Here is a 17,523-nt window from a genome sequence, read left to right as displayed (position 1 = left end):
GCCACGCCGATGCGCCTCGCATGGCGGCCTCGGGCACGATACGGTGCTGATATGGGGGTTCAATTGGGCCCCTGAGGGTTCGCTGGATCGCTTCTAGGAGGAGACGAGACGATGACGCTCGACCGTCCGCAAGCTCCCTGGCCGTACGATTTCCTACCGCAGGTTCCGTCGTTCGAGGTGACCTCCACCGACGTGGCCGACGGCGAGATGCTCCCCGAGGCCCAGACGGCCGGGCAGGACGTCTCGCCGCAGCTGTCGTGGTCGGGCTTCCCGACCGAGACCGAGGCGTTCGCCGTCACCTGCTTCGACCCGGACGCGCCGACCGGTTCGGGCTGGTGGCACTGGATGATGCTGAACCTCGACTCCTCGGTGACCGAGCTGCCGACCGGCGCCGCCGACGATCCGCCGTCCGGGACGGTGCAGCTGCGCACCGACGCGGGCAAGGTGGGCTTCTTCGGGGCCGCGCCTCCGCCCGGCGACTACCCGCACCGCTACATCTTCGCCGTCCACGCCCTGCGGCAGCAGCTGGACGTGCCCGCCGACGCCTCCATGGCGGTCGGGTCGTTCAACATCACCTTCAACGTCCTGGCCCGCGGGCTGATCACGCCGGTGTACCGCAATGAGTGAGGCGGTGGTGCTGGCCGCGGCGCGCACCCCTGTCGGCAAGCGCGGGGGCGTGCTGGCGGGCGTGCACGCGGTGGATCTGGCCGCCCACGCGTTGCAGGCGGCGCTGGAGCGGTCCGGGATCGACCCCGACGCGGTCGACGACGTGATGCTCGGCTGCGTGTCGCAGGTCGGCGAGCAGTCGTGGAACGTCGCCCGCAACGCCGTGCTGGCGGCAGGGTGGCCCGAGACGATCCCCGGAACGACGATCGACCGGCAGTGCGGTTCGAGCCAGCAGGCGATCGGCAACGCCGCGGCGGCGGTGCTGGCCGGGCACGCCGACGTGGTGGTGGCCGGAGGCGTGGAGTCGATGACCCGCGTCCCGATGGGCGCGAACGTCGGCTCGGGCGCCGGGGAGCCGTACGGGCCCGCGGTGCGCCGGCGCTATGGGGACCGGATCCGAACCGAGGCGCCGATGCCGTTCGAGCAGGGCGTGGCGGCGGAGCTGGTGGCAGAGCGATACGGGATCAGCCGGGAGGCGATGGACGAGTTCTCGCTGGCCAGCCACGAGAAGGCCGCCGACGCCACCGCCAAGGGCGCCTTCGAGGAGGAGATCGAGCCTCTGGCGGGCATGAACGCCGACGAGGGGATCAGGCGGGACACGAGCATCGAGAAGCTCGCCGGGCTGCGGCCGGCGTTCAAGCAGGACGGGTCGGTGACCGCCGGCTCGTCCTCGCAGATCTCGGACGGGGCCGCGGCGTTGGTGATCACCACCGACGAGCACGCGCGCCGGCTCGGGGCGCGGCCGCTGGCGCGGATCGCGGCCTCGACGGTGGTCGGCTCGGACCCGGTGATGATGCTCGACGGTCCGATTCCGGCCACGGCGCGCATCCTGCGGCACGCCGGTCTGGACCTGGACGAGATCGACGTGTTCGAGGTCAACGAGGCGTTCGCCTCGATCCCGCTGGCCTGGCTGGCCGAGACGGGCGCCGACGAAGAGCGGCTCAACCCGCGCGGCGGCGCCGTCGCGCTGGGCCATCCGCTCGGGGCTTCGGGGGCGCGGCTGGCGACGACGCTGCTGCACTACATGCTGGACACCGGTTCGCACCGGGGCCTGCAGACGATGTGCGAGGGCGGCGGCATGGCCAACGCGACGGTGTTCGAGCTGCTCTAGCCGAACCCTATAGGAAATATCCTATAGGATATAGGGTCGCGGTTCGGGGGTCATTTCCACTTGGAGAGGACCAGCAGGGCCGCGACCATGCAGGAGAAGCCCACCGCGAGGTTCCAGTAACCCCAGGCGGCCACCGGGTAGGCCTGCCCGGACAGGTAGTACAGCGTCAGCCAGCCGATCCCGATCACAATGAGCGCGACGGCGGTGATCGGCACCCAGAGCGGGCTCGGCTCGTAGCTCTCGCCCGTCTGCGACGACTGGCCGCCCGGGTTCGAGTAGACCTTCTTCTTACGCACGCGTGACTTCGGCATCGACGACTCTCCAACTGAGGGACATATCCGGATCCAGGGTACCGTGAGCGTCGGTACACACCGCTTTGCCCGTTCGGGCGATACTTGAACTCCGGACGCAACCCTAGGCTGGCCTTAGGAGTTAAGGTTACGAAGCCGTTTCCAAGCGAGCCGTTCACATGATCCGACGGAGGCGTAGTCGCAGGTGAGCAATCAGGAGTGGTCGCCGTTCGCGGAGGAATCACCTCCTTCGCGGCGACCGTCCCCGGGACCCGGCCGGGCCAGTGTGCCCCCTTCGGTCACCGCCTCGCCGCCGCGAGCCCAGCCCTCCCCGTACACGCCGCCGTCCGAGCCGTTCACCGCGGGGGCCGCCGTCGCACCGCCCACGAGCGGACCGTCGGCCGGACCGGTCGCCGGCAAGGCCGCGGTCGCCCCGCCGACCGACTCGGGCGCGGCGCCGTTCGGCTCCGAGGCGCCCCACGACCAGACCGCGCCGCTACGGCCGCCGTCGGCCGCCAAGAAGAGCGCTCCGAGCCTCATCCCCGCCCCCGACGCCACCGCGATCCTGCCGCAGATCCCCGATGAGGAGATCCCGGCCCCGGCCGGCGCCGACAGCGCCACCCGCAAGAAGCAGTCGGTCAAACGCCATCGCGGCGCCGTGGCCACCGGGGTCCGCAGGACCGTCCGCGGCGTCGGCGAAACGCTCATCACCTTCGGCGTCATCGTCCTGCTCTACGCCGCCTACGAGGTCTTCGGCGTCTCCGGCGAGATCAACGACAACCAGGAGTCCCTCTCCAGCGAACTCGACATCGCCTGGCAGCAGAACGAGGAGGCCGTCGCCGAGGAGAGCGTCGACGGCGCGCCGATCCCCGAGCTCGGCGACGCCTTCGCCCGCATGTGGGCGCCCGACATCCGCCCGGAGTCCTGGACGCTCGTCGAAGGCACCGAGCTGTCCGACATCGAGTACGCCCCGGGCCGGCACCTCGACGGCGCCTATCCCGGCGAGCAGGGCAACTTCACCCTCGCCGGCCACAACGTGCCCGCCATCTTCCAGAAGATCCGCGACCTCGAACCCGGCGACAAGGTCGTCATCGAGACCAAGGAGTACTTCTACGTCTACGAGGTCCAAGAACACGTCGTGGTCGACGAGACCCAAGTCGAGATCCTCACCCCCGTCCCGCGACAGCCCGGCGTCGCACCGGGACCCGACGACTACTGGCTCACGATGTTCACCTGCCACCCGCTCTGGGACAACTACGAGCGCTATGTCGTCTTCAGCCAGTTGACCGAGACCTACGAACGCGACCCCGAAGGCGAACTGCCCGACGAAGCGATCAATCCGGAGGCCTGACATGTACGGATGGATCTGGCGCAGGATCCCCGGAGGCCTGCCCGGCAAGATCGCCGGATCGCTGGCCCTCACGGTCGGCATGTTCGCGCTGCTGTGGTTCGCGGTCTTCCCGGCGGTCCGCCCGCACATGCCCTGGAGCAACATCCAGGTCGACGGCGGCTCGCCGGTCGAGAACGAGGAGGGCGGCGATGACGACCCCGCCGGAGACCAATCCACCTGCACGCCCGGAGTGGACTGCCGGGACCCCGGCTTCGACCCCGAGGACTGGGAGACCGCGGCGCCTCCGGACGGCGCGGAGACCCAGGACGGCGATGGGTAGCGTCCTGGTCGTCGACTTCCGGGACTCCTTCGTGCACACCATCGTCAGCTACCTGCGCGCCATCGGCGCCCGCGTCGAGGTCCGCCGCTCCGACCGGACCAGCGTCGCCGAGGCCGTGTCGCTGCGCCCCGGCGGCATCCTCCTCTCACCGGGCCCCGGCCGCCCCGAGGAGGCCCTCCTCGGGCACGACCTGCTCGATGCCTTCACCGGAGTCGTCCCCATCCTGGGCGTGTGCCTCGGACACCAGGTCATCGCCGAGCACTGGGGCGCGACCGTCTCGCGGGCCGCGCAACTGCGCCACGGGGAGACCTCGCCGATCCACCACGACGGCGAGGGACTCTTCGCCGGCTGCGCCAACCCCCTCACCGCCACCCGCTACCACTCGCTGGCCGTCGAGCCTGATACCGTCGCCCCTCCGCTGGCGGTCACCGCCTCCACCTCCGACGGCGTGGTCATGGGCCTCCGGCACCTCGAAGCCGACGTCGAAGGAGTCCAGTTCCACCCCGAGTCGATCCTCACCGAGGACGGCAGCGCCCTGCTGCAGAACTGGCTCGAGCGCCTGCCCGACCTCTGCCGCGAGGCCACCTGAGTCGACGGCGGTGACGGCACGGCAGCACGCGGGCACGCAGAGGACAGGGAACACGTGAACCGAGCAGACTGGGGCCCGGGGCCCCGGCACCGACCGGCCGGCGGCTTCGCCGTCGCCGGCGTCCTGATGCTGCTGGTCGGCGCCTGGCAGCTCGCCATCGGCTCGGCCATCGCCGGCGGCGACGCACTGGTCTTCTCCGGCGGCTACTGGTACCGCTCGGCCGACGCCGGCTGGGGATGGGCGAGCCTGGCCATCGGCTGCGCGGCGATCCTCATCGGATTGTGCCTGCTCGGCGCCACCAAGCGGATGCGGCGGCTGCGCGCCAAAGTCGCGCTGACACTCCTGGTCGCGGTCGTCTCCGCCGCCAGCCAGTTCTTCCTCACCGCCCAATTCCCGCTGTGGGCGACCATGGTCATCGCCGCCGACGTGTTCATCGTCTGGGCCGCGGCGACCCAGGTCGCGCCCGACGCCGAGCCGATGACCGACGAGGACGACCGGATCGTCCGTTTAGGCCCACCGCGCACCCGCCGATGGCAGAGTGGGTGAATGGCAAGCCGATCGTTCACCTCCGCAGGCAAGCGTTTCATCTCCGAGCACCGCTTCGACGACGCCGCGGCGCTGACGTACTACTCCGTGCTGTCGATCTTCCCGGCGCTCCTGGTCGGCACCTCCCTCATCGGCATGCTCGACCAGAGCGCCACCACCAGACTCCTCGACAGCGCCCGCAGCGTGGTGCCCTCCGCCGGCATGGACATCATCGAGACCGCCGTCCAAGGACTCCAGACCAGCCCGCGCGCCGCCGGCGTCATGGCCGTCGTCGGTATGCTCGGCGCCCTGTGGGCGGCCTCCAACTGGGTCGGGGCGTTCTCCCGCGCCCTCAACGAGGTCAACGACACCGACGAGACCCGCCGATGGTGGACGGTGATCATCGTCCGGCTCGTCCTGACGCTCGTGGTCGGCGCCCTCACGGCCGTGTGCGCCCTCATCGTCGCCGCCGGAGGAGCCGTCGCCGAGGAGCTCGGCCGGCTCGTCGGCCTGACCGGCCCCGCCGTGACCGTGTGGAACTGGGTGAAGTGGCCGATCCTGCTCCTGCTGGTGGCCATCATCATCGCCCTGCTGTACTGGCTCGCCCCCGCCAAGCGCATGGGATTCCGCTTCCGCGCGCCCGGAGCGGCGCTGGCGGTGGTGCTCTGGATCGCCGTCTCGGTCCTGTTCGGCCTCTACGTCGCCAACTTCGGCAACTACGACAGGACCTACGGCACCCTCGGCGGCGTCATCGTCTTCCTGGTGTGGCTCTGGCTCACCAACGCGGTCCTGCTGTTCGGCTCCGAGTACAACGTCTCGGCGATCGGCGACGAGGAGGCGGAGGAGCCCTCGGGCGTCGGCTAATCGGAGGCCTTGGGCCGCACCAGCCCCGACTCGTAGGCGTACACGACCAGGCCGGCCCGGTCGCGGACCCGGAGCTTCATCATCGCCCGATGCACGTGGGTCTTGGCCGTAGCCGGGCTGATGAACAGCCGCTCGGCGATCTCGGCGTTCGTCATCCCGCGCGCCACCAGCGCGACGATCTCGGTCTCGCGGGAAGTGAGGCCCTCCAGCTTCCCCGCCAGCCGCGCCGGTGGATGCGCCACGAACTCGGCCACCAGTTTGGCCGCGATCCCCGGCGACAGCAGCGTCTCCCCTCCGGCGGCCGCGCGCACGCACCGCAGCAGCTCCTCGGGGTCGGTGTCCTTCACCAGGTAGCCGGCGGCTCCCGCACGCAGAGCGTCGTACACGTAGGAGTCGAACGAGTAGTTGGTGAGCATCACGACCCTCATGGACGCCAGCGACTCGCGCCCCGCGATCGCGCGGACGGCCTCGATGCCGTCGCCGCCGGGCATCTCCACGTCGAGCAGGGCCACATCGGGAACGTGGGCGAGCGCGAGTTCCACCGCGGAGGGGCCGTCGGCGGCCTCGGCGACGACGGTCATGTCGTCCTCGGCGTCGATGAGCGCGCGGAAGCCGCCGCGCATGAGCGGCTGGTCGTCGGCGAGCAGCACCCGGATCACGGCGCGGTCCTCTCGAGCGTCTCGGATGCGGCACGGACGGGCAGGCGGGCCCGGACCGTGAAGCCGTGCAGATCGGGTCCGACCGTCAGCGAGCCGCCGAGGCTGTCGACGCGTTCGCGCATGCCGATGAGTCCGCGGCCGGGTTCGGCCGGGCCGGGGCTCCCGTTGTCGGCCACGGCGATGTCGAGCGCGTCCGCGTCGCGGGTGATGGCGACCTCGATGCGGTCGCCGTCGGAGTGGCGCACGGCGTTGGTGAGCGCCTCCTGCACGATCCGGTAGGCGGCGTGGTCGACTTCGGGGTCGAGGTCGAGGGAGCCGCATTCGGGGCAGTTCAGGTCGATCTCGAATCCGAGCCCTTGGTAGCGGTCGAGGAGGTCCCCCACGCGCCCGAGGCGGGGGCCTTCGTCGCCGCGGAGCATCGTGAGGGTCTCCTGGAGTTCGCGGGTGGCGTCCTTGGCGGCCTCGTCGACGGCCAGGAGGGCCTCGAGCGGCTGCTCGCCGCGCTTGCGGGCCAAATGGACCGCGACGCCGGCCTGGACGCGGATGACCGAGATCGAATGGGTCAGGGAGTCGTGGAGCTCGCGGGCGATGCGGACACGCTCGTCGGCGGCCTTGCGCCGCAGCTCCTGCTGCTTGGTGCGTTCGGCCTCCTCCATGTAGGCGTCGCGCTGGCGGCGGCCTTCGCCGCCCATCATGGCGACGTGGAGCCATCCGACGACGAGCATCGTCGGCTCGATCGCGTCGGCGGTGAGCTGCCAGCCGGCGGCCTGCAGGTTGCCGACGGCCGTGAAGGCCGATACGACCAGTACCAGGCCGATGGTGAGCCGGCGGTGGCCGCTGTACATGGAGAAGGCGATGGCGAACAGCGAGGCGACGGCGACGCCGGGTCCGAGCCCGACGTGGGCCGTGCCGACCAGGGCCGCGACGGCCACGAGCATGACGGCGCGCGGGTAGCCGCGCCAGGCGAGCAGCGCGAGCGGTCCGGCCGCCAGCAGCGGCCAGGCGTAGAGCGGCATCGAGGCGCCGTCGAGCGTCTTGAACAGGCCCGAGAGGAGCGACAGCGCGAGTGTGACGCCCGCGATCGCCAGGTCCATCCGTCGGCCGCGGAACGGGCTCGGCTGGCGTTGCGACATTCGCTCATCCTATTTGCCGGCGCCCGCGGGCGCGTCGGCCCGCGGGCCCGTTGCGGTCGTACGCCCGTGGTCGTACGCGGCCGTCCGTGGTGCGGCGATGGGCGCCTGCCGAAATGACGGCGCGGGGACGACGACGCGCGGGCGCTCCGGGAGGAGTCTCGACCTCAGGCGGGCAGACGCTCCGCCGTCCACCCCATCGGAAGGGAGGCCGCCATGTCCGACCGCGCCGTCGCCGCCGTCCGGCACGTCGACCCGATCCGGCCCAAGCACGCCGAGGGCCTGCTCGCCGACGTCTACCGTCAGGCCAAGTCCGACTTGGGCATCGTGGGGCCGGCGTTGACGATGCTGTCCCCGGCGCCCGAGCTGCTCGCTCCGGTGTGGGCGCTGCTGCGGGAGTCGCTGCTCGTCGGCGGCCCGCGCGAGCGCCGCGCGAAGGAGGCCGTGGCGCTCGCGGTGTCGGTGAAGAACTCCTGCCGGTTCTGCGTCGAGGCGCATTCGATGATGCTGCACGCGCTCGGCGAGCAGGAGATCGCCGAGGCCGTCCAGAACGGACGGACCGGGCACTCCGGACCGGCCGCCTGGGCGGCCGATCCGAGTCTGGACGGGCCGTTCGAGGCCGAGGCCGCGCCGCGTTTCATCGGGACGATGCTGGCCTTCGAGATCATCACCCGCCTGGTCAGGGCGTCGGTGACCGAGAGGTCGCCGCACCTGGCGGTGACCACCAGGCTCGGCCGCTCGGTGGCCTCGCGGCAGTTCCGCACGGTCGTGGAGGCCGACCTGGAGCCGGGCTCGAGCCTGCCGCTGCTCGACGAGCGTCCGGAGTGGCTCGAGGAGCTGTGGCCGACGCTGGACACGACCGTCCCGGCGTGGGCCCGGGACTCGCCGGTCGGGACGGCGTTCGCGCATCTGCGCGCGACCGCCTCGGGCGGCCGCGGACTGCTCCAGGAGGAGGCGGCCGGAACGGTGGAGCGAATGATCGAGCAGTGGGTGCACCGCTCCGGATCCGGACTGGCGCCGGAGCCGCTGGAGTTCGAGGAGTTCGACCGCCTGCCGAGACGGGCCGCGCTCGGAGCGCGGTTGGCGGCGGCCGCCGCGCTCGATCCGGGGTCGGTGACCGACGCCGACATGGCCGATTGGCGTTCGGGCAAGCTGTCCGACCACTGCGCCGTGTTCCTGCTGGCCTTCGCGGTCGTCCACGCATCCGACCGCGTTCAGGTCCGCCTGGGATCGCAGGGAGTCGTCGATGCTTGAGGTCTTCAGGATCTGGATGCACCTGCTGGGTCTGCTGATCGCGGTGCAGTTCTTCCTGGCCGGGTACGGCGCGATCGCATCCGGCGCGCCGAGCGAGGCGTTCGAGCTGCACATCGCGAACGGGCGGCTAATCGCGATCGCGGCGCTGCTGGGGATCGTGTTCGCCGCGCTCGCGCGCGCCGGCGGGCGCTTGGTCGGCCTGTCGGCCGGGATCTTGGGGCTGGTGGCGCTCCAGTCGGTGATCGCGCTGGTGAGCGTCGGCGGGACGGTCTGGGGCCAGTCGGTGTTCGGGCTGCACGCGATCAACGGTCTGGTGATCATGATGCTGACCGGCCGGGCCGCGATGCTGGCCAAGCGACGGTCGGCCGAGCGCCGGGAGCCGGCCGGGAGCGCGGAGCCGGAGACGGCGTCGGTGTAGGTCACCTCCGGAGGAGACCGGGAGATCGGGTTCGCGGCGCCGGTGCGGCGCCGCGAGCCTTCGGCGGCCGGGGCCGATAAACGGCTTGCGGACGCCTACGGGCACTGGGAGACTCCGCTGATGCCCGCTTCTCCGGCCGGCCTGCCGTTCCGGCAGCGCGCCGCCGCCTACGTGCTCCGACGACTCCCCGGCCGCGACGTCGAGGTCCTGGTCATGCTGCACCGTGACGCGCCTGAGGCCGGCGTGCAGATACCCGGAGGCGGAGCCGCACCGAGCGAGACGCCCGGCGAGGCGGCGCTCCGCGAGGCGTGCGAGGAGACCGGCGCGCGCGGCTTGCGATTCGGCGAGGTCGTCGGCAGTCACCTGCTGCGCGGCGGCGCCGCGGCCGAGGAGTTCACCGTGACGACCTACGCGTGGATGTCCACCGTCGAACAACGGGACTCGTGGGACCACGAGGTCGACGGCGGCGACGGCGATCACGGCCTGCGGATGCGCTGCGAGTTCCGGCCGGCCGACGAGGCGGGCATCGACTGGGGACTGGACGGGCACTTGGCGAAGGCCTTGGCGCGCTTCGCGGACACCCGGAGCGGCCATCGGGACTGACGCTGTGCCAGGATTCGCATTGGAGCCCCCTTCACCGCCTTGAGAGGAACCGCATCCGATGCGACGGACATCCAGAATGGTCGGTCCTATCAACTCGATGCTGCAGCCGTCGTCCAAACGGCAGCGCAGCGACCCCGACGCCGTGTTCGAGAAGACCGTTCGCCAAGCCGAGGCCGACTCCGGAGGCACCGCCGCCGGCGACGAGGCGTTCCTCGAGGACTACCGCCGGCTGGTCCGCGAGATCGCGTCGGTCCCCACCATCTCGGGACTGGGATGGGTCGGCACGCTCGGCGATGTGCGCGGCCGGATGACCAACCGCTTCCGCGTCAAGCGGCTGCTGGCCGAGCACCCCGAGATCGCCGACGAGCCGATCGAGAAGCCCATCATCGTCACCGGCCTCCCCCGCACCGCCACCACGCTGGCCCACAAGATCCTCGCCCGCCCCGAGGGCAACCGGGCCCCGCTGATGTGGGAGCTGCAGGCCACCGACCGCGCCGACGTCGACGAGTCGGTCCGCAAGCGACGCCGCAAGGTCGCGGCGCGCTCGGCGGCATTCGGGCACTTCTTCTCGCCGGTGCTGCCGCAGATCCACCCCATGGACCCCGAAGGGCCCGAGGAGTGCGTGTTCGCGCTGCCGCACGGCCGCAACTGGCTGGTGTGCCTGCGCATGCCCGGCTACCGCGAATGGCTCGCGTCGCACGACTTCCGGCCCGATTTCGAGTACTACCGCCAGGTGCTCCAAGTCCTCCAGTTCGGAGCGCCCCGGCGGCGCTGGGTCCTCAAGTCGCCCTATCACATGGAGCACATCGAGGCGCTGCTCCAGGTGTTCCCCGACGCCAAGATCATGTGGACGCACCGGGATCCGAACACGGTCATGGGCTCGTGGTGCTCGCTGATGGAGACCGGCGTCGCGCTGTGCAACCGCCGCTACGATCCGGCCGACATCGGCGCCGACTGGCTCGACATGCTCTCCAACATGGTCGCCGTCGGGCGCGACACCAGGGCCCGGCTGCCTCGCGGCCGCATCGTCGACGTCTCCTACCACCAACTGACGGCCAACCCCTACGAGGAGCTGCCGGGGATCTTCGAGCAGCTCGACATGGAGTGGACCGGCGACGACGAGGAGAACCTGCACCGGGTGCTGGCGCGGCCGGGCATGAAGCGAGGCCACGAGTACAGCCTGTCGCACTACGGGCTCGACGCCGACATGGTCGACAACGCCTTCGGCGACTACGTCCGCATGGTCCACGGGATGCGGTGAGCCGCTAGGCTCGGCCCGATGAGCGATCCACTCTCCGTCGAGGCGGCCGCGCGACCGGACGAAACCGAAGCACCGCAACGGCGGCGCGCTCCGTGGCACCGCGGGCGGGTCGTCCGGTCGCTCTCGTGGCTCGGGACCGCCGGGGTGGCCTGCTATGCCGCCGTCCGGCTCTTCGGGCTGGAGACCGGCTGGCTGCTCATCACCACCGTCGCGTTCACTCCGTACATGGTCGTCGCGGCGCTCCTCGGAGCCGGTCTGCAGGCCCTCGTGCGGCACTGGCGGGCCGTCGCGGTCACCGCCGTGCTCGCTCTGGCGATGGCCGTCGCCGCCGCGCCGCGCGCCATCGGCTCCGAGCAGCCGGCCGCCGCCGGAGTCGAGTTGAAGGCCATGACGGTGAACCTGTATGTGGGCGAAGCGAACCTGGAGTACATCGTCGACCTGGTCGACGAGCACCGGCCCGACCTGCTCAGCGTCCAGGAGACGACCCCGTACGCCCTCGACGAGCTCGCCGCGCTCGGACTCGAGGACCGGATGCCGCACGTGATCGCGACGACCGGGTGGGCCGCCGAAGGCACGACGCTGTACTCGCGCCACCCGGTCGAACGACTCGAGCGGTACGAGCCGGACGGCACCTTTCACCAGGTCGCCGCCGAGGTGACCTTGCCGGACGACACCTCGGTGCGGTTCATGGCCGTCCACACCGCCGCGCCGCTCAATCGGGAGCGGATACCCGAGTGGGAACGGGACTTCGAGCAGCTGCCGCGGCCCGAGGCCGACGTGCCGTGGATCCTGGCCGGCGACTTCAACGCCACGCTCGACCACCACGCGATGCGCGAGCTGATCGCGTCCGGCTACGTCGACGCGGCCGACGCCACCGGCGAGGGCCTGGCGGCGACGTGGCGGCCGATCGACGGGGGTCGCCTGCGCGGGCTGCTGCGCCCGCCGCCGATCACGCTCGACCACGTCCTGGTCGACGAGCGGATCGCGGTGCTGGACCTGGAGGTCCTGGACAAGCGCGGCAGCGACCACGCTCCGGTGGTGGCCTCGATCCGGCTGCCGTAGTCAGGCCGGGTCGTCGACGACCCGGTCCTTCGGGAGGCTCATGCGGACGATCGGGTGGGTCCGGCCGTCGACCTCGAAGTCGGTGCGCTCGCCGTCGGATACGAACCCGTAGCGCTCGTAGAAGCGCCGACCGATCTCGTTGCCCTCCAGGAGCCAGACGCGGACCGGCGAGAGTCCGAACTCGTCGAGGGCCTTGTGGCCCTCGCGCATGAGCGCGCGTCCGGCGCCGCGGCCCCAGTGGTCGGGGTGCACGTACAGCATCCACACTTCGCCGGGCCGGCCCGGTTCCGCCTCGCCCCTGGCGCATTCGCGGGTGTCCCAGCCGACCGTGATCGCGCCGATGACGTCGGGGCCGCGCTCGGCGACGAGGGTGAGCCAGAACGGCGGGGGCGAGCTGAGGTTCATCACGAAGGCCTCGGAAGGCGTCTCGCCCATGGAGGCCAGGGTCTCGTCGGCGATGATGCCGCTGTAGGCGGCGCGCCAGGACGCGTTCTTGACCATCACGATCTCGTCTGCGTCAGCGGGCCCTGCCGTACGGATCTTCATGTCTACCAACCGTGCCTGAAGGACGGTGGGAAAGCAACCACTAATGCAGACAGAATCGCGCCTGCAGACCGCGCATGCAGAAATCGTCTAGGAGACAGGGGATTCCAGCAGCCGCAATTGCTTGGTGTCGGCGTCCACGGCGGCCCGAAGCCCGATCGGCATCGGCAGATTGGGTGCGGTATGTCCGAAGTCGACTCCTGCGAGCACCGGTGTGTCGATGCCTTCCATGACGTCGAGCACCACGTCCTTGACCGTCGGCTCGCCGTATTCGGCCCTGGGGCCCTCGATCTCGGAGGGGATGCCGACGACCATGGCGCCGATGCGCTCGAGGACGCCCTGGAGCCGGAGGGCGTGCAGGTCGTTCCAGAGGTGCCCGAGCTTGCGGCCCACGTCCTCCCAGAACAGGATCGCCCCGTCGAACCGCTCGGGCGCGAGCGCGTACGGCGTGGACTGCAGGCGCACGAACCGGTCGAGCAGACCGCCGACGAGCGGACCGGTCGCCGCGCCGGGTTTCCATGTCTCCCAATCGGTGTACGGCGGCAGCGTCACTTCGCCGATCTCGCCGGTGAGGAGCCCTTTGTAGAGGTCGAACAGTTCGCCGCGCCGTTTCGGGGTCGCCTCGAGCCACATGTCCCCGAAGCCGGGGGCGGCGAAGTCGGCGTGCATGCCGATCATGCCGGTCTGCTCGTAGATGGCCAGGTGGAGGGCGGTGATGTCGGAGAAGCCGAGCATCGGCTTGGGGTCGGCGCGGACGGCGTCGTAGTCGAGCCGGTCGAGGTAGCCGGTGGCGGCGTTGCCGCCGCTGAAGGGGATGATGGCGCGAACATCGGGGTCGGCGAACAGGCCGTTGATCTCGTCGGCCTGCTCGGCGGGGGTGCCCGAGCGCCAGTAGCGCTGCGAGGAGGACTCGACCAGGCCCGACAGCCTCGGGTTGAAACCCATCTCCTTGAGGGTGTCGACGGCGGCGTCGAGTTCGCGGCGGCGGCTGAACAGCGCCGGTCCGGAGGGGGCGGCGATGACGACCGTGTCGCCTTCGTGAAGTCGCCTGGGCCGTAGCGGTCGCATCGTTCCTACCTCCAATGTCGTGGCCTGAGCGGCCTCAGCGTACGGCTACCCCGGCGGGTCCGCAATACTCGCTGGCGAGCGCTATCACGACACTGCCGACTCGCTGGAGGTCGTGGACGCCAGCGAGGCCCCGGCTCGGGCGCGGCGCCATTCGAACCGATTTCGGTGCTCCAGGCGAGGTTTAGGCTCCCCGATCTTGAGCAAAGCTACATCCCCGGCACGCAACTGGATGAGCACGGCCGGACCGGGATCACGCCCGGGTCGGCGCTTTCCTGGAGTTCCCGATTTGACTTCCTCCCCTGCCTGAAGGGAGGGGATTCCAGTCGTCACCGACTGGGTTTCCTGTTTCATCGACCGTCGCGCCAACACCCAGGGGGTGTCAGTGTCTTACACCGTCTCCGCAGGCGGTAACGGCCAGCCCGGCCGCCAGAATGTTCTTGGCCGCGTTCAGCAGGGATTCGGGGTGGGGAGGCGGCGAGGGCATCGCCTTCGCCGGCCCCTGACCTGCTCCGCAGGAGTCCGATTCCTCCCCGGCCTCAAGGCCGGGGTCTCCCCGGAAGGATTCAGATGACTTCGGACAGTGCCGCGTTCACGGGCGACCGAGCGCGCCGCCTGGTGATCGTGGTCCGCGCCGACCCGGTCGTCTGCGGGCACGCCACCGAGGCCCGCAACCTCGCCGAAGTGGCCCTCACCAGAGGATTCGACGACGTGCGGATCCTGACCTGGCCGATCGAGACGCTGCAGGGGGCCGGGCTGCCGCTCAAGGCGCTCGACGCGGTCCTGCCGTACTCGGAGGGGATCACCGTCGAGCGTCCAGAGCCGGTCGGCGACTACCGGATCCCCGACGGCCGGGCGCTCCTGGGCCTGTCGGGGCGATTGTTCGAGCTGTTCGGCGACGGTGTCCCGACGGTGTGCATGTCGATGTACCTGAGCCCGCACGCCGACGCGGTCGTCGCCGCCGGCCGAGCGGTGCGCGACGCCGGGCTGCCGGCGGAGTTCACGACGGTCGCCGAGGCGGTCGGCTCGGACATCACCAACGTGGTCCGCGGCTGCATCGACCGGGGGCAGCTGGGCGCGGCCGCCTCGCTGTTCACCACCTACCTGGCCAACGACCGGTGCTTGGCGGTCTCGCGCTTCACCAGGGACCTGATCGCCGAGTCGGCCCGCCGCGTCGACGTGGAGTGCGGCACCCGCTTCGCCGACGAGGTCGAGGAGCGGGTGGCCGTGAGCTACCCGGCCGTCGACAGCTCCGCCTATCTCGACCTGGGCGACGGCCTGGTCGAGGCCGCGCTGCGCGAACGCGGCCTCGAGCCGGGCGGCTACCTGCTGTTCCTCTCGCGCGTGGCGGCCGCCAAGGGGGCCGACGACCTCGTCGCCGCCTTTCGGACGTCGGCGGCGTCGGCGACGCACCGCCTGGTCATCGCGGGCACCGGACCGGCGCTGGCGGACGTCCGCGCCGAAGCGGGCGACGACGACCGGGTGCTGTTCCTCACCGATGTCGGCGACGAGGAGAAACCGCTGCTCATGCGCGGCTGCGCCGCCTACGCCCTGCCGTCGAAGCCGCGGCCGGAGTTCGTCGAGACCTTCGGGATCGCGCTGGTGGAGAAGATGCTCGCGGGCGGCGGCCCGGTCATCACGACCCGCACCGGAGGGATCCCCGAGGCGGTCGGCGACACCGCGATCGAAGTGGAGCCCGGCGACCGGCGCGGCCTTGCCCGCGCCATCGACGCGGCGGTCGCCATGAGCCCGGCCGACCGGGCCGCCGCGGCGCGGCGCGCCCGACGGCACGCGATGCGGTTCGACCGCGTCAGGGTCTTCGACGACCTCTTCGCCGACCTTCGACTCGCCGAGCCGGTCCCGACCATCTCATAGGGCACGCTGAGCAGCACCTCCACCGCTCCAGAAAATTCTTCGGATCACGGCAACCTTCCGAGCCGCGGCGGCGACTACAGGAAGGTGCGGCAACCCGGCTCCGTCGCACCCATCTACTGCAGAGCGGAAACCGATGAGGGTCGATGACATCGCCATCCCGGCGTCCGCGTTCACCGAAGGCTCGGTGGCCGTAACGGATCGGGACCCCGGCGGGCGCGCTACCGCCGAGGTCCCCGAGGCCACCGGGGCCGATGCCGTCGGTGCGCTGGCCCGACCACCGCGTCCGGCCACGACTCGCAGGCGCGCCGACGGGCGATCGAGCGCGGGCACAGACGTGCCCGCGCTCGATGCGCTGCTAGAATCCGGCTGCCTACACCCTTCCCGCACCCGGAGGACGTCTTTGGACCTCCCCGCTTCGCCCGAAGAGGACGCCTTCCGCGACTTCTTCGAACGGCACCACGCCGAGCTGGCCCGCTTCGCGTGGCTGCTCGTCGGCGAGCGCACCGCCGCGGAGGACATCGCCTCGGACGCGATGGTGGCACTGTGGAAGCAGTGGGGACGGGCCGAGTCGGCCGACTCGCGCCGGGCCTACGCCCGCGGTATCGTCGCCAACCTGGCCAAGAGCCGGATCCGATCGACGGTCAGAGAACGCCGCCGCAACGTCCTGTTCTGGCGCGGCGCCGGTGAGACCGTGAGCGAACCGAACGTGGCGGCGGTGGTGGACGTGCGCAGAGCACTGGACCGGCTGCCGTTCCGCAAGCGCGCCTGCGTGGTGCTGCGCCACTCGCTCGACCTGTCGGAGCAGGAGACCGCCGAGGCCCTCGGAGTATCGGTCGGCACGGTCAAGAGCCAGACCTCCAAGGGCCTGGCCGAACTGCGGCGGCTCTTGTCCGCCGACGGCGGCCAGGACGGCGCCGCGCGCAGATCCGCACGGAACGGGGTGAGTCGATGAGCGAGGAACTGCACCGGCGGCTGCGCGACTCCGCCGAGGACTTCCGGCCCGACTCCGATCGCATGTGGGAGCGGGTGGCCGCCGGCATGTCCGAGCCGCGCCCGGTCAAGGCCGCGCCGGTCTGCTCGCGCTTCCGCGTCCCGCACCTGGCGATCGCCACCGGAGCGGTCGTCGTCCTCATCGCCGCGATCGTGTTCATCGGCAACGGCCTCGCGCCGCTGCGGCCGCCGGTCGCCGGCGACCCCGAGTCGAGCGGGCCGGCGACCGGCCCGCCGCCGACCGAGCGGGTCTCCGAGCGCCCTGCCTCCGACGACGGGCTCGAGGGCCTCGACGCGGTCGGCTCCGTCTACGCCGACGGCAACGACTACTGGTCGCAGGGGCAGATGGTGCTCACCGTCGACGAACCGGTCACCGAGATGACCGTCGAGCTGCGGGTCTCCATGCGCGACGACATGTGGTCGACCGGATCGTGGAACACCGCCGAGCACTACTTCGGCAAGGCCGAGATCACCGAAGCCGGCGGCTACCTGATCTACCGCTGGGTCCTGGTCGACGACACGCGCCTCCCGCCGGGCCAGTACACCCTGGCGGGCCAGTACAACCACGACGAGGGCGCCCGCAAGTCCGAAGGCGACTACTTCGTCATCGAGGCCGTGTCCGAATCCGGTTCCGGGACGATCGTCGACGGGCTCGACGACCCCGACGCCGAAGCCTTGGACTAGGCGCAATGTCGTTCGGTTAGGGCTGGGGCTTGGGTGTCGAGTAGGGTCTTAGCCGCTGGGAACGAAGAAGGGGCTTCTTGATAGAACGGTTGTGCTGCAACCATGTTCAACATCAAGGAGCCCCTTGTTCTCTCATGTTGTCATATCCCGTACCGTGCGTGCCGCCAGTGGGGTGTTCACGCCAGGGCATCTGGGTGAGCTGACCCGGATCGTGCCGTTCGAAATGGTCGACGCGGTCCTCGACCAGTGCCGGGCCCACCAGCG

Annotated in this window: 20 protein-coding genes and 1 pseudogene; 15 read left to right on the top strand and 6 right to left on the bottom strand. The window is 70.9% G+C overall.

The window, feature by feature from the left end:
• Positions 1 to 111: 111 nt before the first annotated feature.
• Together ACYVL2_RS08150 and ACYVL2_RS08145 are read left to right on the top strand one after the other, a co-directional pair.
• Positions 112 to 627, top strand: a complete 516-nt coding sequence (locus ACYVL2_RS08150; RefSeq protein ID WP_460542053.1) for a YbhB/YbcL family Raf kinase inhibitor-like protein — start codon at positions 112 to 114, stop codon at positions 625 to 627.
• A complete protein-coding gene (locus ACYVL2_RS08145) occupies positions 620 to 1,777 on the top strand; it encodes a thiolase family protein (protein ID WP_460542051.1) in 1,158 nt (385 codons plus the stop codon). Before ACYVL2_RS08150 ends, ACYVL2_RS08145 begins: the two co-directional genes overlap by 8 nt.
• Positions 1,778 to 1,827: 50 nt before the next feature.
• On the opposite strand, the gene ACYVL2_RS08140 is transcribed toward ACYVL2_RS08145, so the two are convergent.
• On the bottom strand, positions 1,828 to 2,088 hold the full coding sequence (locus ACYVL2_RS08140) for a cell division protein CrgA (RefSeq protein WP_460542049.1): 261 nt from the start codon (positions 2,086 to 2,088) through the stop codon (positions 1,828 to 1,830).
• Between the two features lie 184 nt (positions 2,089 to 2,272).
• On the opposite strand from ACYVL2_RS08140, the gene ACYVL2_RS08135 reads away from it, so the two are divergent.
• The 5 genes from ACYVL2_RS08135 to ACYVL2_RS08115 are packed head-to-tail and all read left to right on the top strand — an operon-like array spanning position 2,273 to position 5,715.
• Positions 2,273 to 3,418, top strand: coding sequence for a class E sortase (locus tag ACYVL2_RS08135; protein WP_460542047.1), 1,146 nt, complete (start codon positions 2,273 to 2,275; stop codon positions 3,416 to 3,418).
• A 1-nt stretch (position 3,419) separates the two neighbouring features.
• Positions 3,420 to 3,737: a hypothetical protein gene (locus tag ACYVL2_RS08130; protein WP_460542045.1), complete on the top strand. Its 318-nt coding sequence runs from the start codon at positions 3,420 to 3,422 to the stop codon at positions 3,735 to 3,737.
• Complete coding sequence (locus tag ACYVL2_RS08125; protein ID WP_460542043.1) at positions 3,730 to 4,326, top strand: anthranilate synthase component II; 597 nt, start codon at positions 3,730 to 3,732, stop codon at positions 4,324 to 4,326. The genes ACYVL2_RS08130 and ACYVL2_RS08125 overlap by 8 nt, the downstream gene beginning before the upstream one ends.
• A 54-nt stretch (positions 4,327 to 4,380) precedes the next feature.
• A complete protein-coding gene (locus ACYVL2_RS08120) occupies positions 4,381 to 4,872 on the top strand; it encodes a DUF7144 family membrane protein (protein ID WP_460542041.1) in 492 nt (163 codons plus the stop codon).
• Positions 4,873 to 5,715: a YihY/virulence factor BrkB family protein gene (locus ACYVL2_RS08115; protein ID WP_460542039.1), complete on the top strand. Its 843-nt coding sequence runs from the start codon at positions 4,873 to 4,875 to the stop codon at positions 5,713 to 5,715. It begins immediately after the preceding gene.
• Here the strand turns inward: ACYVL2_RS08115 and ACYVL2_RS08110 are convergent.
• Together ACYVL2_RS08110 and ACYVL2_RS08105 are read right to left on the bottom strand one after the other, a co-directional pair.
• A complete protein-coding gene (locus ACYVL2_RS08110) occupies positions 5,712 to 6,374 on the bottom strand; it encodes a transcriptional regulator (protein ID WP_460542037.1) in 663 nt (220 codons plus the stop codon). The two genes, ACYVL2_RS08115 and ACYVL2_RS08110, sit on opposite strands and share 4 nt — an antisense overlap.
• Positions 6,371 to 7,507: a sensor histidine kinase gene (locus ACYVL2_RS08105; protein ID WP_460542035.1), complete on the bottom strand. Its 1,137-nt coding sequence runs from the start codon at positions 7,505 to 7,507 to the stop codon at positions 6,371 to 6,373. Before ACYVL2_RS08105 ends, ACYVL2_RS08110 begins: the two co-directional genes overlap by 4 nt.
• Before the next feature lie 213 nt (positions 7,508 to 7,720).
• Here ACYVL2_RS08105 and ACYVL2_RS08100 point away from each other — a divergent pair, with 213 nt between their 5' ends.
• The 5 genes from ACYVL2_RS08100 to ACYVL2_RS08080 all read left to right on the top strand — a co-directional run bounded on the left by ACYVL2_RS08100 (position 7,721) and on the right by ACYVL2_RS08080 (position 12,102).
• Positions 7,721 to 8,758 (top strand): carboxymuconolactone decarboxylase family protein, encoded by a 1,038-nt coding sequence (locus ACYVL2_RS08100; protein WP_460542033.1) that lies wholly within the window; start codon positions 7,721 to 7,723, stop codon positions 8,756 to 8,758.
• Positions 8,751 to 9,176, top strand: coding sequence for a DUF6220 domain-containing protein (locus ACYVL2_RS08095; RefSeq protein WP_460542031.1), 426 nt, complete (start codon positions 8,751 to 8,753; stop codon positions 9,174 to 9,176). Before ACYVL2_RS08100 ends, ACYVL2_RS08095 begins: the two co-directional genes overlap by 8 nt.
• Positions 9,177 to 9,296: 120 nt before the next feature.
• Positions 9,297 to 9,779, top strand: coding sequence for an NUDIX domain-containing protein (locus tag ACYVL2_RS08090; protein ID WP_460542028.1), 483 nt, complete (start codon positions 9,297 to 9,299; stop codon positions 9,777 to 9,779).
• A gap of 76 nt (positions 9,780 to 9,855) precedes the next feature.
• The gene (locus ACYVL2_RS08085; RefSeq protein WP_460542026.1) at positions 9,856 to 11,040 is read left to right on the top strand and encodes a sulfotransferase family protein; all 1,185 of its coding nucleotides are present in this window, start codon (positions 9,856 to 9,858) and stop codon (positions 11,038 to 11,040) included.
• Positions 11,041 to 11,058: 18 nt separating this feature from the next.
• On the top strand, positions 11,059 to 12,102 hold the full coding sequence (locus tag ACYVL2_RS08080; RefSeq protein WP_460542024.1) for an endonuclease/exonuclease/phosphatase family protein: 1,044 nt from the start codon (positions 11,059 to 11,061) through the stop codon (positions 12,100 to 12,102).
• Here the strand turns inward: ACYVL2_RS08080 and ACYVL2_RS08075 are convergent, their stop codons facing one another.
• From ACYVL2_RS08075 to ACYVL2_RS08065, 3 genes and pseudogenes are all read right to left on the bottom strand, one after another.
• Entirely contained in the window at positions 12,103 to 12,648 is a 546-nt protein-coding gene (locus tag ACYVL2_RS08075; protein ID WP_460542022.1) for a GNAT family N-acetyltransferase, read from the bottom strand. It abuts the gene before it with no gap.
• A gap of 87 nt (positions 12,649 to 12,735) precedes the next feature.
• The gene (locus ACYVL2_RS08070) at positions 12,736 to 13,713 is read right to left on the bottom strand and encodes a S66 peptidase family protein (RefSeq protein ID WP_460542020.1); all 978 of its coding nucleotides are present in this window, start codon (positions 13,711 to 13,713) and stop codon (positions 12,736 to 12,738) included.
• 306 nt (positions 13,714 to 14,019) lie between these two features.
• Positions 14,020 to 14,164: pseudogene (locus ACYVL2_RS08065) on the bottom strand (RNA-guided endonuclease TnpB family protein); the annotation flags it as partial.
• Between the two features lie 116 nt (positions 14,165 to 14,280).
• Here ACYVL2_RS08065 and ACYVL2_RS08060 point away from each other — a divergent pair.
• The 3 genes from ACYVL2_RS08060 (at position 14,281) to ACYVL2_RS08050 (ending at position 17,259) form a co-directional block, all read left to right on the top strand.
• On the top strand, positions 14,281 to 15,585 hold the full coding sequence (locus ACYVL2_RS08060) for a glycosyltransferase family protein (protein ID WP_460542018.1): 1,305 nt from the start codon (positions 14,281 to 14,283) through the stop codon (positions 15,583 to 15,585).
• 400 nt (positions 15,586 to 15,985) lie between these two features.
• Positions 15,986 to 16,537 (top strand): SigE family RNA polymerase sigma factor, encoded by a 552-nt coding sequence (locus ACYVL2_RS08055; protein WP_460542016.1) that lies wholly within the window; start codon positions 15,986 to 15,988, stop codon positions 16,535 to 16,537.
• Positions 16,534 to 17,259: a hypothetical protein gene (locus ACYVL2_RS08050; protein WP_460542014.1), complete on the top strand. Its 726-nt coding sequence runs from the start codon at positions 16,534 to 16,536 to the stop codon at positions 17,257 to 17,259. The genes ACYVL2_RS08055 and ACYVL2_RS08050 overlap by 4 nt, the downstream gene beginning before the upstream one ends.
• Positions 17,260 to 17,523: the final 264 nt, after the last annotated feature.

It is taken from the genome of Glycomyces halotolerans, assembly GCF_054779575.1.
This window is presented reverse-complemented; position numbering and strand designations above follow the sequence as displayed.

Coding starts and splice junctions, on each gene's coding strand:
- ACYVL2_RS08100 (WP_460542033.1), top strand. CDS start 7,721: ATGTCCGACCGCGCCGTCGCCGCCGTCCGGCACGTCGACCCGATCCGG.
- ACYVL2_RS08150 (WP_460542053.1), top strand. CDS start 112: ATGACGCTCGACCGTCCGCAAGCTCCCTGGCCGTACGATTTCCTACCG.
- ACYVL2_RS08145 (WP_460542051.1), top strand. CDS start 620: ATGAGTGAGGCGGTGGTGCTGGCCGCGGCGCGCACCCCTGTCGGCAAG.
- ACYVL2_RS08140 (WP_460542049.1), bottom strand. CDS start 2,088: ATGCCGAAGTCACGCGTGCGTAAGAAGAAGGTCTACTCGAACCCGGGC.
- ACYVL2_RS08125 (WP_460542043.1), top strand. CDS start 3,730: ATGGGTAGCGTCCTGGTCGTCGACTTCCGGGACTCCTTCGTGCACACC.
- ACYVL2_RS08080 (WP_460542024.1), top strand. CDS start 11,059: ATGAGCGATCCACTCTCCGTCGAGGCGGCCGCGCGACCGGACGAAACC.
- ACYVL2_RS08090 (WP_460542028.1), top strand. CDS start 9,297: ATGCCCGCTTCTCCGGCCGGCCTGCCGTTCCGGCAGCGCGCCGCCGCC.
- ACYVL2_RS08115 (WP_460542039.1), top strand. CDS start 4,873: ATGGCAAGCCGATCGTTCACCTCCGCAGGCAAGCGTTTCATCTCCGAG.
- ACYVL2_RS08130 (WP_460542045.1), top strand. CDS start 3,420: ATGTACGGATGGATCTGGCGCAGGATCCCCGGAGGCCTGCCCGGCAAG.
- ACYVL2_RS08095 (WP_460542031.1), top strand. CDS start 8,751: ATGCTTGAGGTCTTCAGGATCTGGATGCACCTGCTGGGTCTGCTGATC.
- ACYVL2_RS08070 (WP_460542020.1), bottom strand. CDS start 13,713: ATGCGACCGCTACGGCCCAGGCGACTTCACGAAGGCGACACGGTCGTC.
- ACYVL2_RS08060 (WP_460542018.1), top strand. CDS start 14,281: ATGACTTCGGACAGTGCCGCGTTCACGGGCGACCGAGCGCGCCGCCTG.
- ACYVL2_RS08105 (WP_460542035.1), bottom strand. CDS start 7,507: ATGTCGCAACGCCAGCCGAGCCCGTTCCGCGGCCGACGGATGGACCTG.
- ACYVL2_RS08050 (WP_460542014.1), top strand. CDS start 16,534: ATGAGCGAGGAACTGCACCGGCGGCTGCGCGACTCCGCCGAGGACTTC.
- ACYVL2_RS08075 (WP_460542022.1), bottom strand. CDS start 12,648: ATGAAGATCCGTACGGCAGGGCCCGCTGACGCAGACGAGATCGTGATG.
- ACYVL2_RS08085 (WP_460542026.1), top strand. CDS start 9,856: ATGGTCGGTCCTATCAACTCGATGCTGCAGCCGTCGTCCAAACGGCAG.